The organism is Lactococcus cremoris subsp. cremoris KW2, assembly GCF_000468955.1.
Taxonomy (GTDB): Bacteria; Bacillota; Bacilli; order Lactobacillales; family Streptococcaceae; genus Lactococcus; species Lactococcus cremoris.
The window spans coordinates 1,028,620-1,043,867 of the sequence record NC_022369.1; the positions used below are offsets into that span (position 1 = coordinate 1,028,620).

Below are 15,248 nucleotides of genomic sequence, written 5' to 3' on the forward strand. Positions count from 1 at the left end.
TTAATTTGTCAGTGACAAACGATTTGTTTTTTCGTATAAGTAAGTATGTACGAATTAAAAGAGAAATCTTATCCAATGCAACCAAGAGAGCGTTTAGAACTTTTAGGTGAAGAGTATTTGTCTGATGTTGAGTTACTTGCAATATTATTGCGGACGGGTCGGAAAAAATACTCATCATTAAATTTAGCTTTAGAACTTTTGCAACATTTTGGGACATTGGATAATTTTCGCAAAGCATCTATTAGTGAACTCAAGGAGATTTCGGGTATTGGGCAAACAAAAGCTATTGAATTACGAGCAATGATTGAACTTGGAAAAAGAATACAAACGACAACCAGAAAACGTTATGGCCAAGTTTTAAGTTCAAAAGAATATGGCATGAGTCTTGCTTTTGAAATGCAAAATTTTGAGCAAGAACATCTTACTGCGACCTATTTAGATGGACAAAATCAGATTATTGAGAAGAAAACTATTTTTATCGGAGCAGTTAATCATGCAACTGCTAGTCCTCGAGAGATCCTTTACCATGCAATAAAAAATCTCTCGGTTGGTTTATTAGTCGCACATAATCACCCTTCGGGCAATTTACAACCCAGTCAAGCAGATAAAATTTTTACAAAAAAATTAAAAAATGCTTGTGATAATATAGGAATTAATTTTATTGATCATATTATTGTGGGAGCGGGGAATTATTATAGTTTTCGAGAGAGAGATAGCAACTTATTTTAGTTGATTAGTCTTAACTTCCAAAATATAATTAATGATTAACTCGATTGAAGATATGCTGGAATTAGTACTAAATAATAAACTAAAATTTGTGAAAAAATTAAAATGATGATGGCTTGAAAATAAAATACCTAAGCACACGAAGGCCTAGGTATCATTAATAGTTTTGATAAAATTTTGCTTGTCTTTTATTCTTCTTGAGCTCCCATGAAGAATAACAAGGTTTGCAATTCTTTAGTTAAATCAATAGATTGGACAACAACATCTGAAGGGACTTTCAAGCGAATAGGTGCAAAGTTAAGAAAGCCTTTGATTCCTGCTTTGACAAGAGTATCAACCACTTCCTGAGCGTTTTCCTTACGAACAGATAGAATGGCTGTTTTTATGTCTGATTTCTTAACATTCTTTTCTAAATCAGAAATATTATAAATTGGAATGCCATCATCTGTTTGAGTCCCAACTAGTGGATTTCCAGAAATATCGTAGGCCTGAGTAATTCTCATTTTATTTCTGTCTTGAAATTGATAATGAAGAAGCGCACGTCCAAGGTTTCCGACCCCAATCAATGCGATATGAGTTTCTTGATCTTGTCCAAGAAGTTCTCCAAAGAAATCACGAAGAACTTTTGTTTCATATCCGTAGCCTCGTCGTCCTAATTCCCCAAAGAGAGAAAAATCACGACGAATTGTGGCAGCATCTACCCCAATTTTTTCAGAAATAAGTTGTGAATTTGTGCGTGTCACATTCTCTTCGACTAGACTTTTGAAAAGTCGATAGTATTGTGGCAACCTTTTTGCAGTTGCTTTTGGTAAGCTTTTGCTTGGTTTATGGTCAGTCATTGTTATACCTCAAAAATGTAATTCATATTTATTAAAACTAATCATGATTAGTTTCTTTGTGATAATTTTATCAAAAATTTGTGAAATTATCAAACAAAAGGAATGAAGAAGAGGACTAAAATGAGTAAAAAATAAAAATTCTTAAAAAAAATTAATTTTACTCTTTTAATTGTGGCGCTTTCATGGTAGAATAGAATTATGAAAAATAGATAGGGAGAAAATATGATTAAAATTTATCTTAGTGGTTCATGCTCGTCTTGTAGAAAAGCTAAAAAATGGTTGAGAAAACGGCATATTGAATTTGAAGAAATTAATTTAACTAAAGACATCATGGAGAAAGATGATTTAATCAAGATTTTGTCCCTCACAGAAAATGGTTTGGAAGATGTCATTGCTACCCGAGGAAAAACTTACTCTGGTTTAAACCATAATTTTGATGAATTGGGCTTAGAGGAGGCTTATAGATTGATTCAAGAAAATCCTCGTCTTCTAAAACGTCCATTAATTTTTGATGAGCAAAGATTATTGATTGGTTTCAATGAGGACGGGATTAGAGCATTTATACCACCTGAAGTTCGTAGAGTAGAATTAAGAGAAAGATTAATCTTAATTTAATAATATTTTTAAAAAACTTATCAAATTTGATAGGTTTTTTTATGACACTATTTGAGAAAACTACAAAATATATCGTTTAAATGCTATAATAGAAGGACTGCTTTTTCTATGAAATATAAGAAAAAAATCAGGGATAAAAAGGTTTAAGATTTAACGAAGAGGATTAATAATAATGATTTTATTGCAAGGAAATGGAATCGCACGAACTTTTGGTGGCGATGTCTTATTTGAAAACATTAGTTTCAGCCTACAAGACCATTCAAGAATAGCTTTAGTTGGACGAAACGGTGCTGGTAAATCAACTTTGCTTAAAATTATTGCTGGGGTTGAAGAAGCAAGTCGTGGAACCATTTCAAAAACAAAAGACTTAAGCATGAATTATTTGGCTCAGGATACTGGCTTAAATTCGCAAAGGACAATTTTTGCCGAAATGTTGTCTGTTTTTGACCAGCTTCGTCAAATGGAAAAGCAATTGCGTCAAATGGAACTGCAAATGGGAGAACTTGGCGCTGATGAATTGACGCTTTTAATGAAGCGCTATGATTCATTGTCAGAAGAATTTCGCATGAAAAACGGCTTTACTTATGAGTCTGAAATTAAGTCAGTTTTAAATGGTTTTCGTTTTGATGAGTCAATGTGGGAACGTGAAATTTCAAGTTTATCAGGTGGACAAAAAACGCGTTTAGCCCTAGCGAAAATGCTTTTAGAAAAACCACAGCTGTTGATTTTGGACGAACCAACTAACCACTTGGATATTGAAACTTTAGCTTGGCTTGAAAATTATCTTAAAAATTATGATGGTAGTTTACTAATTGTCAGCCATGACCGTTACTTTTTGGATAAGGTAGTCAATGAAGTTTTAGAGTTATCAAGAGGCGAGTTGACTCGTTTTTCTGGTAATTACTCACGTTATGTCGAACAACGGGAGCAAAAACTTCTATTAGAACTTAAAAACTTTGAAAAGCAACAAAAAGAAATTGCAAAATTAGAAGACTATGTTGCCAAAAATCTAGTGCGTGCTTCAACGACCAAAATGGCACAATCGCGTCGTAAAAAATTAGAAAAAATGGATCGACTGGATGCGCCAACGAGCGATGACAAATCGGCTCATGTTACTTTCACCCCGGAAAAAACCTCAGGAAATGTTGTCCTGACCGTGTCAGAGGCTACGGTAGGCTATTCAGACAATCGTCTATCTGGACCAATCAATATTGATGAACGCAAAGGGGAATCTTTGGCTATTGTTGGGCCAAACGGTGTGGGTAAAACGACCTTAATCAAATCCATTGTCGGTCAAATCCCTTTTTTGGCTGGCCAAGCAAAATTGGGTGCCAATGTTACCTTGGGATATTATGATCAAGAACAAGGGCGCTTGACGACTTCAAATACCGTTTTGGACGAATTGTGGAATGAACATCGCTTGCTTAATGAAGTGGAAATTCGCAACATGTTAGGTGCCTTTCTTTTTAGCGGTGATGATGTCAAGAAAACAGTGGGAATGCTCTCTGGTGGGGAAAAAGCACGTCTTTTACTTGCAAAATTAGCAATGAATCATGATAATTTCTTAGTCTTAGATGAACCTACGAACCATTTGGATATTGACTCACGTGAAGTTTTAGAAAATGCTTTAATTGATTTTCCTGGAACAATCTTGTTTGTTTCCCATGACCGTTACTTTATTAATCGTGTAGCGACAAAAGTTTTAGAAATCGCTCCAGAGGGAAGTACAGAATTTTTGGGCGATTACGACTATTATGTTGAGAAAAAAGAAGAACAGTTAGCCCAAAGTGATGAATCAGACAATGGGGGACTTGTAGAAAGTCTTGCTCAACAAGATTTTACGGCTCAGAAAGAAGCCCAAAAAAATCGTCGAAAAGTGGAGCGAGAAATTACTTCTTGTGAGGAAAAACTAGCAGAGTTAGAAATAAAAATTGAAACACTTATGCTTCAAATGCAAGAAAATACTTCTGATTTTGTGAAATTAGGTGAATTACAAGCCGAAATTGACCTGCTTAATGATGAAAAAGACGAGACAGAGATGACTCTTTTAGAAGCAATGGAAGAATTAGAAAGTTTGTAAGCATAATAGAGTATTGAGGAAAAGAATAGTGTTTCTATTCTTTTTTTCTAGGCTAATAAATAAACATTGAAAAAACTAAGACTTGCAAATCTCTCTTAAGTTTGTTAAACTAATAAACAATGTAACTTTTAAACTAGTCCAGAGAGGCTAGCAAGGTTGAAATCAGGAAAAACTAATTTTATTTTTACTGACAGGATTTTCTGTCAGTAAAAATGAACTTGTTTTGATACTTTTTACACTTGCTAAGTCTCTTGGCAAGTGTTTTTTATTGCTGACAACTACCACGACTGTGACGTTTGTCATTCATGCTCGAATGGTATTCTGTCAGTTCAATACGACCAAAGGAAGTTATTGAATCGGTAGCTAAATGAACAATCAGCTTTGCTGATGGTTCTGTCAGTTCAATACGACCAAAGGAAGTTATTGAATCGGTAGCTAAATGAACAATCAGCTTTGCTGATGGTTCTGTCAGTAAACTATAAAGGAGAAATCATGTCAATATCAAAAGCCATTGCTGCAGATTTATTAGAAATTAAGGCGGTCAGTCTTTCACCAAGCCAACCTTTTACTTGGGCCTCAGGAATTAAATCACCAATTTATACTGATAATCGAGTGACATTAGCCTATCCAGAAGTTCGTAGTCAAATTGAAGGAGCTTTTGCGGAATTGATTAAAACGGAATTTCCAGAAGTTGAAGTGATTGCTGGAACTGCGACAGCCGGTATTCCCCATGGAGCAATTATTGCTGACTATCTCAAATTACCATTTGCTTATATCCGTAGTAAACCAAAAGACCACGGGGCTGGCAATCAAGTTGAAGGTCGTGTGGCTAAAGGGCAAAAAATGGTTGTAGTTGAAGATTTGATTTCCACTGGAGGTTCTGTCTTAGAAGCGGTCGCGGCCGCAGAACGTGAAGGCGCTGATGTCCTTGGTGTGGTTGCCATTTTCACTTATGAATTAGAAAAAGCGACTAGAAAATTTGCTGACGCCGATGTCAGATTGGCGACACTGACAAATTATTCTGAGTTGATTGAAATTGCTAAAGACACAGGATATGTCACCAAAGAAGAACTAGAGTTACTCAAAAAATTCAAAGAAAATCAAGAAACTTGGCAAGCATAATTTACTGATAGAAGTTAAAAAAACTTTGTCAGGGAAGTTGATTGTTTGCTGATAAATATTACTTAGGTACAAAGCTGTCAGTTTGATTTAACTCACAGAAATTATTGAATTGGCAAATAACAGGACTTGTCAGTAAAATTGAAAGGTGAAAATGACTTTATTAATCAAAAATGGTCGTCTGATTGACCCTAAATCAAATCGTGATGAAATTTTAGATATTTTAATTGAAGAGAATAAAATAGCTAAAATTGGCACAAACTTATCAGAAGAAAATGCTGAAATCATTGACGCAAGAGGTCTAGTGATTGCACCTGGATTAATTGACGTTCATGTTCATTTTCGTGAACCAGGACAGACCCATAAAGAAACGATTCATAGTGGCGCAAAATCAGCAGCGGCAGGTGGTTTTACAACGGTTGTCATGATGGCCAATACGAAACCTATTTTATCTACGCCAAAAGTACTGACAGAGACTTTAGCAATTGCCAAAAAAGAAGCAATTAAGATTAAAGCAGTTGCATCAATTACGCAAGATTTTGATGGGGAAAACTTGACAGATTTTGCTGAACTTATCAAAGCAGGGGCAATTGGTTTTTCTGACGATGGTATACCGTTGACAGACGCTGGAGTCTTGCGGGAAGCCTTACAGAAAGCCAAACTAACAGATAGTTTGCTTTCGATTCATGAAGAAGACCCAAATCTAATCGGGACACTTGGAGTTAATGATGGAGAAGTGGCTCATAAATGTGGCTTCACAGGAGCGCCGACTGTTTCAGAATACAGTATGATGGCGCGTGATACTATGATTGCTTATGAAACAGGCGCACGCTTGCACTTACAGCATCTGTCTGCAGGAGAATCTGTCGAAGTGGTTCGATTTGCTAAAAATTTGGGCGCGAAAATTACAGCAGAAGTGACACCACAACATTTTTCGATTACAGAACAGATGATTTTTGAGCAAGGGACAAATGCGAAACTCAATCCTCCATTGCGTAGAGATGCAGATATCAGTAAAATTATTGCGGGCTTAAAAGATGGGACAATTGATGTGATTGCGACTGACCATGCCCCTCATACTCATGAAGAAAAAAATGTCAGCATTGATAAAGCCCCATCAGGAATGATTGGCTTAGAAACTTCATTGCAACTTGGTTTGACGAATTTGGTTGCCAAAGGTCATTTGACTTTGCTCGAGTTACTGACAAAAATGACCCTCAATCCAGCTAAATTATATGATTTTGATGCAGGTTACCTTGCAGAAGCTGGTCCGGCTGACCTTGTGATATTTGATGCCGAAAATACCTATCAAGTTGGTGAAACTTTTGATTCCAAAGCGACCAACTCACCGTTTATCCATCAAAAAGTTCAAGGACAAGTTAAATATACAATTTGTGACGGAAATATAGTTTATCAAGCAAAATAAAAGCGCTAAGCGCTTTTTTTGTTATTTTAATGAAAAAAAGATGATTGAAGTTTTTAGAATTGAAATTTGGCTTTTAAGACATTTTGAGGTTGTAAGGCTTTCTTATTTTAACTAAAATTTCTCATTGTAAACTTTACACATTGCTTTTTAAAGCGGTAATGGTAAGGATAGAAAGAAATGTAGTTTTAAAATTAAAAATTCAGAAATAAATCGAATGTGTTATAATTGTATCAAAAAAATGATATAAGGATTATTCTATGGATAAAAAAAATAAGCATTTAAATTATGAGGATAGACGAAAAATTGAAAAATTATTCAATTCAAACGTCACAATCACAGAGATTGCTAAAGAAATCTCACATAGTCGTGTTGCCATAACAAATGAAGTAAGACGTGGTTTGAAAAAAATGAGAACTTCTAAAGGTAAGATTGTGGAGCGTTATTATGCAGAATATGCTCAACAACTTTATGAGTCAACACAGAGCAACAAAGAGAAGAAGCCTCGATTTTCAGAGACCATTAAAAGTAAAGTCAAAGAAAAACATCAACAAGGTGATTCCGACAAAGTGATTGTTGTAGATATCCAAGAAGAATTTGGAACCCTTGCACCGGCTGAATCGACTATCAGAAGATGGCTTAAAGCTTTTAGAGATGGACAAACGTCTACTATTGATAGAAGCTACTCACGTCTTGGTGATGAGGCCTATTTCAATGATGACCTTGATAAAGCGACCAAGTATTATGAAAAAGGGGTTCAATTAGGCGATACTTATGCAATGACTGCCTTAGCTGATTTTTATCAAAATGGAAAAATAGTTCCACAAGATTGGAGAAAAGCCTATAATCTTTATGAAAAAGCTGCCGGCCTAGGCGATACAAAAGCTATGTATATGTTAAGTATCTATTTGGATAATGGTTTAGGCTGCGAAGCTGACTCAAATCAAGCAACTTTTAATTTAATTAAGGCTGCGAATGCAGGTAATTCCACTGGAATGGTGATTTTAGCTTCCAGCCTTGAACACGGGAGCAATCTAATAAAAGACCTCCGTAAGGCAGTCTATTGGTATCGCAGAGCCGAAGAAGCAGGAAACGTTTATGCCAAAAAATGGTTAGAAAATCATCAAGAAGAAGTCATAAATCATCTTCAAGACGAAGTAGGATTCACAGATGAAGAATACCTCAGTTACACCTGGTCCAAAGCCCATGAAGAATTTGGACATCTTGATAAAGAAATAACAGATAAAGAACTGCAAGATTTGAGAGATTCAGGTGTCATTTCAGAAATTCCCCCCAAAAAGCCTAAAAAGAAGAAAAAGGATTCTTAAGAATCCTTTTTTTAAGCATCAAAATTTCTCATTAAAAATCTTAACCAATATAGGGGCTAGTCTACTGATTGGTGGGGTTGCTCATGCGGATACAAATGTTTATCGTTTGTATAATCATAATACTGGTGAGCACTTCTATACAACTAGTGGGACAGAAAAGAATGCAAATGTGAGTGCGGGTTGGACTTATGAAGGTGTCGGTTGGGTCGCACCAACAACAAGTTCAAGCCCAGTTTACCGTGTGTACAATCCAAATGCTATGGGCGGAGACCATTATTACACAAAAAGTAAGTATGAAGCCCAAAGTTTAGTAAATAAGGGTTGGAAATGGGATAATAACGGAAAGGCGGTCTTCTATTCCGGAGGTTCTCAAGCCGTATATGTTGCTTATAATCCCAATGCACAATCTGGCGCTCACAATTACACGGAAAGTAGCTTTGAGCAAAATAGCTTATTGAATACTGGTTGGAAATATGGGGCAGTGGCTTGGTACGGTGTAGGTGCAGAAACAGCTAAACCTAGTACACCTACTACACCAGTTACACCATCTCAACCAACAGTTCCCAAAGTAACTCCTCCTAAATCAAGTAGTAAACCAGCTACAGTAGATAAAAATTTACAAGCAGTTTCAAAAACGATTACACGTACCATTAATTACAAACTCGGAACTGCTCAAATAGCAGCACCAGTCACTCAAAAAATAACTTTTACAGGAAGTAAAAATAAAGTGACCGGAGCCACAACATGGAGTAATCCTAATCAAAGTTTTTCGGCAGTCGCAAGCCCTAAAAAATCTGGATATGTTTCGAGTATCACAACCGTGGCAAGTAAAGCAGTCACACCATCTTCTGCAAATATTACAGTGAACGTCTCATATAGTCTAGCTCCGCTTAGCTTATCTGGCTTTCAAAATGCAGTTGCTAAAGACTTGCAAACACTGATAATGAATGAAATAACTACAGTAAATTCAGCAGCATCATTGCAAAAAGGGACAGATAATTCCAGACAAAGTGATCTGAATAATTTGGTACAACAATATAGTAGCTCTCCGACTTTAGTGGGAGATTTTAACCAGCTAAACGATTGGCTTCCAACTAGTCTTGGAGGGCAATACTTTACAACAACATCATATAGTGGTGGTATGACTGCTGCTAATGCGCAGCAAGCTGCGAAGTCCCTATTTAATTCATATATGGCAGAAAAAAAGGGTTATGAAATTCTAGCAAATGCAACAGGTCAAACACTTTTGTATGGTAATACTTCAACAACTGTTAATGGTATCACCTATAGCGTAACAGGAACTTACGGAACTTACCCAAGTCGGGTCGGATTTTATGACGATTTGTTGAATAATGGAGCGTATCAAAAAGGGGTAAATTGTTATATTGCAGTAAAGTTTGATAATTCTGCTAAGAAAATTTATGCGGGATATTGTTATTTTGGTTATTAAAATAGTAAAAACTGTTCAAATGTAGCTTTTTTACCCTTTCATTACTCTGCGCCAAATATTAATCAACTATAGAGATGATTTAAGATGAAATATTTTTATAAATAACTAAAAGTCAGAAATAAAAGACCAGAGAAAATTATTTTTTCTCTGGTCTTTTACTTATTTTTATTTTAAAACAAAGAACTACTATAGAGTAAATCATTGAGCGAGTGAATGATTTCTAAGCTATCTTTGATTGATTTTTCGTTTTCTTTTTTTAGGTTGTTTTTTTCTGTTTGGACTTTCATTTTCTATTTTCCTTTCGACTTCGTTTCTTTATATATATAGTATATCAATAATTTACTTGAAAAATTCTTACAAAAATGTAATTAATGATGAGTTAATTATTTCGATTGACTCTATGAAAACGGGACTCTTAGAGGGAAAAGACTACTTGAAAAAATATCGCTTAATAGTAAAAGCAAAAAACTATAAATAATTTAAGGTTGGTATAAGATGAATATAAATAATATGTTATAATTGAATTACGAAATAAATAAAACACAAAGGAAAAGAAATAAATGATACCTATCAAGATTTATATATCAATTGCTTTGCTAATAATTGCATTAGTTTTTTGTATATTGAGTTTGTTACCTAAAAATAGAAGAAGAAAATGGTTTGCACTTACAACATTTGTACTATCAGTTATTACATTAGTATTCTTTGTACTAACAGGGCTTGATTATGATAAGAAATTAACAACATATAGAGATGCCAAATCTGAAATAACACAAGATTATCATAAGTCTATAAATTCAATTGATAATGTTAAAGTAAAATTTGGAGACTATACCTACGATGACAATGATGATGATTATTCAGTTTCCAATTCCAGATTACCAATAACATTAACGAACAAGAATGAAAAATCCGTTGAAGGTACGCTAAAATTTGATAACTCTTATGAAAAAGCAGGACACGAATTTGATTATGGAATAAGTAATTATATTGATTTCAATTTAAAGGCCGGTGAAACGAAAACTTACTATGGACTAGAAGATATTAATGATAGGGAAACAGCCAAACTACTTTCAACTTTAAGCTTTTCTGTAAGTAGAGAGGGAACCTACAGTTATTTTGAAAGTAATGAAGAAGGGACAGGGAAAGATTTATGATTCATACTACGCTAATTTTATCGGTGATACTAACAATTTTTTGTATTCTTTTAATTTCTTTTTCAGCTTTTGTATTCTTAAAAGAGAGCATAAAATTAAAAAAGACATTTTTGATTACAACTATCGCTGCTCTGTCTGGTATTATTCTAGTAAGTTCTTATATTGGATATTGTTTTCTAGCACCACAATTTGGAATGGCCATGGAACAAGAGAAAGTTTTGAGTGGTTCTAAAAAAATCATATCCGATTTTAAAGATACTCAAAATGCCGTAAAAGTTTCTATAGGTAAGTTCAGTTTTGACCCAGCAGATAATGAAGCTTTTGACGGTGAAATATACAATGAAAAAGGTGGAGTTCCTATTACCTTAAAGAATACTGCAAATTATCGCGTTATTGCAGATGTTGAGGTGGTAGCATATGATGAAAAAGGAAATGAAATAGAAACACAAGCTCTAGGGACAGCTGGAGATTTAAAAGCAGGAGAAACTAAAACATTTTGGCTTTTCCGAAGTATAATGAAAGAATCTGATATTAACAAATATAAATCCGCAACTTATAGAGAAAACAAAGAAGATCGAATGACAACTAAAATGGAGTATTAAATGACTTGAATTTGTAGATAGCTTCCATCATTTATTTCAAATATAAATCAACTATAGAGGTGATTTAAAATAAAATATTTCTATTAATAGTTAAAAATTAGAAAGAAAAGACCAAAGGAAATTATTTTTTTCCTCTGGTCTTTTCCTTTTCTTTGTTTTAAAACAAAGAATTGCAATAAAGTAAATCATTGAGTGAGTGGATAATTTCCCAATTATCCTTGATTGATTTTTCATTTTCTGCTTTTTGAGTAATTTTTTCTGTTTGTATTTTCATTGTTTATTCCCTTTCAAATATCCTTTTGTTTATAGATATAGTACATCAAGGATTTGCTGGTTAAATTCTTACAAAAATGTAATTGAGAGCAAATAAATACTGTAAAGAGCAAAAAAGAATTATTTATCAGTATGTCCCAGTTAGGAGAAGTGTGTACAAAAGTTTTTGATTAAAAATACATTAGCAAAAGACCATATTTATAATTTATTTCTAATTTAAATGATATAATTATCTTATAAAAAAGGAGAGAAATTTATGAAAAAAAACTTGTCAAAAACTCAAATGCTACTTCTTGGAGCAACGCTAGCGAGCCTTTCGATTGGTATTGTAAGCTATGGACCAACAATAATTAATCCTCAAGCTGTCAGTATTTCTGCAGATGTTAGAGCGAGTACAGGTAAATGGGGTGAGGCTAATTGGGTTTTAGCTAATGATGGAGAATTAATATTTTTGGGAGGAAATATCGGACATCCAAGCCAATCTTTAACAGAGGTTTTACGTGAGGCAAATGTAGACCCAGCAGATGTGAAGAGCATTGAATTTACAGAGATAACAACGGCAAATGAAATTGCCAACACATTTGCAAATTTACCACAACTTAAAAAAGTGTTAAAATTAGGGAATTTATCTTATTCTGGAAGTGCCTATGGTATGTTTAGTGGTGACAGTAATTTAGAAATAATTGATTTAGAAGGTTTTGACACGAGTGAAATTACAAACATGGCTAATATGTTTGCTGGAATTAAAGCGGATATACTAGATGTATCAAAATTTGATACGCGGAACGTTAGGAATATGGCTGGGATGTTTGATGGAGCCATTAATCTAACAAACTTGGATATTTCAAAATTTAGCACTGATAAAGTGACCGACATGGCTCTTATGTTTGCAAATTTGACAAAGCTAGAACAACTAAATGTATCTAAATTCAACACAAATAATGTCGCTAGTATGGCTGGGATGTTTGAGGGAGTTAGTAATCTAACTAACTTAGATATCTCAAACTTTAATACTGATAAAGTGACCGACATGGCCCTTATGTTTGCTGGTATGACAAAGCTGGAACAACTAGATGTATCAAACTTTAACACCAATAATACCGCTAGTATGGCTGGGATGTTTGAGGGAGTTAGTAATCTAACTAACTTAGATATCTCAAATTTTAATACTGATAAGGTGACTGACATGGCTCTTATGTTTGCTGGCATGACAAAATTAGAACAACTAGATGTATCGAACTTTAACACAAATAATACCGTTAGGATGCCTGGAATGTTTGAGGGAGTTAGTAACCTAAATAACTTAGATATCTCAAACTTTAACACTGATAAAGTGACCGACATGGCCCGTATGTTTGCTGGCATGACAAAACTAGAACAATTAAATCTTTCTAATTTTAGTACAAATGATGTTTCTATTACAACTGGAATGTTTGAGGGAGCAAGTAACCTAAAAAATTTAAAATTAGGTTTGACCAGTCAATTGAATACTGATATGAATTTAGCAAATGTACCAGTCACGGATGGCTACACAGGGAAGTGGCGAAATGTTGGTTCTGGTACAGTTGATAATCCAGCAGGAGAGCATATTTGGACTTCAAGTGAGTTTATGGCGAATTTTGATGCAGCAACAATGGCAGATACTTATGTATGGCAAAAATTATCTGGTAGTGAAATGGAATTAGGAGAATCGACTGATTACAGTAATGATACACTACTTTCTAGCATTTTCCCAGCAGCTTCAATACCTCTGAATCCTTATCGTTATAATGTTGTTCTAAACAATAACTATCAATTCTACTCGAAATTAGAAAATGGACAACTGGATACGGAGAATATCACTTCGCTGGGCGACTTAAAAGGAAAGACACTTTATAATAAAGAAACCATGCCTGTTACTTATACCTCAGGGGACAAAAAAGGTCAAACTACAAACTTTGTGAATGTTAGCCTAGAAGGTGATAATTGGTATTGGGTAGATGAACATGCTTTGAATTTGGACTTGGCTGCGACTTATCCAAGTGTAAATGGTTTGGGACAGAAATTGGTTGATGGGATGTTTTTAGGTTCAACGTTAACTTATGGGAATAACCCTGCGGTTTCAAATTCTCAAATGATTTCCAATGCGTATAATTCACAAGGAAAAATCATCTATGAGTCAAGAGCGAAAATAGAAGATTTTGCAGCAGAAGCAGATCCGGAAGCTGCACTTGCAGCATTTAATAAAGAAATTGACCGGGCTGCGGAAAGTTGGAATGCTGCTATCAATCCCAATGAACCAACTATTATTAAGTCGGGAGAAACAACTGAACCAACAACTTTATTGATTGCACCTAACCCAAAAGGTACTGGTAGTGCGACATCAATTGGAAAAACGGGAATTGAAATAAAAGACATCAAATTGGCACTTGATACTACAAATCCTAATTATGACTTGAATCCACTTTTTCTAGTTATTCGACATGAGTTGGGACATTCTTTAGGGTTGAATCATACCTCCAATGCACAATATAGTGGAATGCCAGATGGTTATCGAATGAATACAGATGAAGATGTCATGAACGCTATATTAGTATATGATAAAGATAGTGGATATTCATGGTCTCAAAAAACGATTACTCAAGAAAGCATTGATACTATTCATTTGATTTTGAAAAACCAAAATTTTTCAAATCCTCAACATTGATTTATAAGTAATTACTCAATCTATCTACTATGATTTAAAAAAATTAAATATAAAAAACAAGAAAAGAGTTAAGAAACTCTTTTCTTGTTTTTTGATGAACGAGACTTTTAGTTAGGTGGAATATCAATGAGTGCATTTGTATTGGTTAATAATTTACCTGATAAAGATGCCGTTTTTTCTTTAATAAAGGATAATAATAAGATTCAATTTTATTGATTAATGACTCCATTTGAACCATAATGATACGGTATGCTATAATAGTTCTATGGATTATTACGATGAATATAGCAAAGGGCATTTAGTTTTACCAACGGTGATTTTGTCACATTTTAGTGAACTTTTCCCTTCGGCTTTTGATTTTTTAGTATGGTTATACTTTTTTGAAAATCGAGAAATTGCGCCCAGCGAGATTGCGGATAAGACTGGGAAAAAAATGTCTGAGGTTAATCAGGCGATTGATAGTTTGTCCAAATTTGGGGCAATGAAAGTCACTTTGATTGAGATTGATGGGGAAATGGAAACTTTCTTTGATATTAGTCCAGCCTTCAAGCATTTAGATGAACTGGTGGGTTCTCCGGCGCTAAATCTTAAAGCAGAGGATAAAAAAGTTCAAGATGAAGGTCAACTTAAAGAGTTGATTAGCATGTTTGAGGCGGAAATGGGGATGATTTCTCCTGTTCAAATGGAAGAATTGCGTGCTTGGCTTTTTGAGGATGGTTATGACTTGTCTTTGATAAAACAAGCCTTACGAGAAGCGGTTTTAAATCGCAAAGTATCATTAAACTACATAAAAGCTATTTTGCGCAATTGGAAAAACGATGGGGTTAATTCAGTTCAAGCGATTGAAAGTCGTCAAATGGAACGTGAAGAAGCTAAAAGAAAGAAACCGCAAGAAGATTTTTACATTCCTTTAGATGGACCTTGGAATGGATAAAATAGATAATGGACAG

13 protein-coding genes and 1 pseudogene are annotated in these 15,248 nt (G+C 34.4%); 12 read left to right on the forward strand and 2 right to left on the reverse strand.

The features are described 5' to 3' along the window. The first annotated feature begins 45 nt into the window (after window positions 1-45). Window positions 46-729, forward strand: a complete 684-nt coding sequence (radC, locus tag KW2_RS04980) for a RadC family protein (protein ID WP_021037128.1) — start codon at window positions 46-48, stop codon at window positions 727-729. Between the two features lie 185 nt (window positions 730-914). Here radC and KW2_RS04985 read toward each other — a convergent pair whose 3' ends face one another. Next, on the reverse strand, window positions 915-1,565 hold the full coding sequence (locus tag KW2_RS04985; RefSeq protein ID WP_011835356.1) for a redox-sensing transcriptional repressor Rex: 651 nt from the start codon (window positions 1,563-1,565) through the stop codon (window positions 915-917). Between the two features lie 222 nt (window positions 1,566-1,787). On the opposite strand from KW2_RS04985, the gene KW2_RS04990 reads away from it, so the two are divergent. Beyond that, the gene (locus tag KW2_RS04990; protein ID WP_011676069.1) at window positions 1,788-2,180 is read left to right on the forward strand and encodes a Spx/MgsR family RNA polymerase-binding regulatory protein; all 393 of its coding nucleotides are present in this window, start codon (window positions 1,788-1,790) and stop codon (window positions 2,178-2,180) included. Between the two features lie 172 nt (window positions 2,181-2,352). Continuing rightward, window positions 2,353-4,260: an ABC-F family ATP-binding cassette domain-containing protein gene (locus tag KW2_RS04995; RefSeq protein ID WP_021037129.1), complete on the forward strand. Its 1,908-nt coding sequence runs from the start codon at window positions 2,353-2,355 to the stop codon at window positions 4,258-4,260. Between the two features lie 162 nt (window positions 4,261-4,422). On the opposite strand, the gene KW2_RS12105 is transcribed toward KW2_RS04995, so the two are convergent. After that, entirely contained in the window at window positions 4,423-4,563 is a 141-nt protein-coding gene (locus tag KW2_RS12105; protein ID WP_014572500.1) for a hypothetical protein, read from the reverse strand. 189 nt (window positions 4,564-4,752) lie between these two features. Between KW2_RS12105 and pyrE the strand changes: the two genes are divergently transcribed. The 9 genes and pseudogenes from pyrE to KW2_RS05035 all read left to right on the forward strand — a co-directional run bounded on the left by pyrE (window position 4,753) and on the right by KW2_RS05035 (window position 15,232). Beyond that, window positions 4,753-5,382 carry an orotate phosphoribosyltransferase gene (gene pyrE, locus KW2_RS05000; RefSeq protein WP_021037130.1) on the forward strand — a complete coding sequence of 210 codons (630 nt, stop codon included), beginning with the start codon at window positions 4,753-4,755 and terminating at the stop codon, window positions 5,380-5,382. A gap of 151 nt (window positions 5,383-5,533) precedes the next feature. After that, window positions 5,534-6,805, forward strand: a complete 1,272-nt coding sequence (locus KW2_RS05005) for a dihydroorotase (RefSeq protein WP_021037131.1) — start codon at window positions 5,534-5,536, stop codon at window positions 6,803-6,805. A 257-nt stretch (window positions 6,806-7,062) separates the two neighbouring features. Then, complete coding sequence (locus KW2_RS05010; protein WP_021037132.1) at window positions 7,063-8,130, forward strand: helix-turn-helix domain-containing protein; 1,068 nt, start codon at window positions 7,063-7,065, stop codon at window positions 8,128-8,130. 37 nt (window positions 8,131-8,167) lie between these two features. Beyond that, window positions 8,168-8,638, forward strand: a pseudogene (locus KW2_RS12355) (DUF6287 domain-containing protein); the annotation flags it as partial. After that, complete coding sequence (locus KW2_RS12360) at window positions 8,612-9,580, forward strand: mucin-binding protein (protein ID WP_420805672.1); 969 nt, start codon at window positions 8,612-8,614, stop codon at window positions 9,578-9,580. The pseudogene KW2_RS12355 and the gene KW2_RS12360, both read left to right, overlap by 27 nt. 560 nt (window positions 9,581-10,140) lie before the next feature. Further along, window positions 10,141-10,737, forward strand: coding sequence for a hypothetical protein (locus tag KW2_RS05020; RefSeq protein ID WP_021037134.1), 597 nt, complete (start codon window positions 10,141-10,143; stop codon window positions 10,735-10,737). After that, entirely contained in the window at window positions 10,734-11,339 is a 606-nt protein-coding gene (locus tag KW2_RS05025; RefSeq protein ID WP_021037135.1) for an FxLYD domain-containing protein, read from the forward strand. Before KW2_RS05020 ends, KW2_RS05025 begins: the two co-directional genes overlap by 4 nt. A 529-nt stretch (window positions 11,340-11,868) precedes the next feature. Next, on the forward strand, window positions 11,869-14,298 hold the full coding sequence (locus KW2_RS05030) for a M57 family metalloprotease (RefSeq protein WP_021037136.1): 2,430 nt from the start codon (window positions 11,869-11,871) through the stop codon (window positions 14,296-14,298). Between the two features lie 265 nt (window positions 14,299-14,563). After that, the gene (locus tag KW2_RS05035) at window positions 14,564-15,232 is read left to right on the forward strand and encodes a DnaD domain-containing protein (RefSeq protein ID WP_011835347.1); all 669 of its coding nucleotides are present in this window, start codon (window positions 14,564-14,566) and stop codon (window positions 15,230-15,232) included. Window positions 15,233-15,248 lie beyond the last annotated feature (16 nt).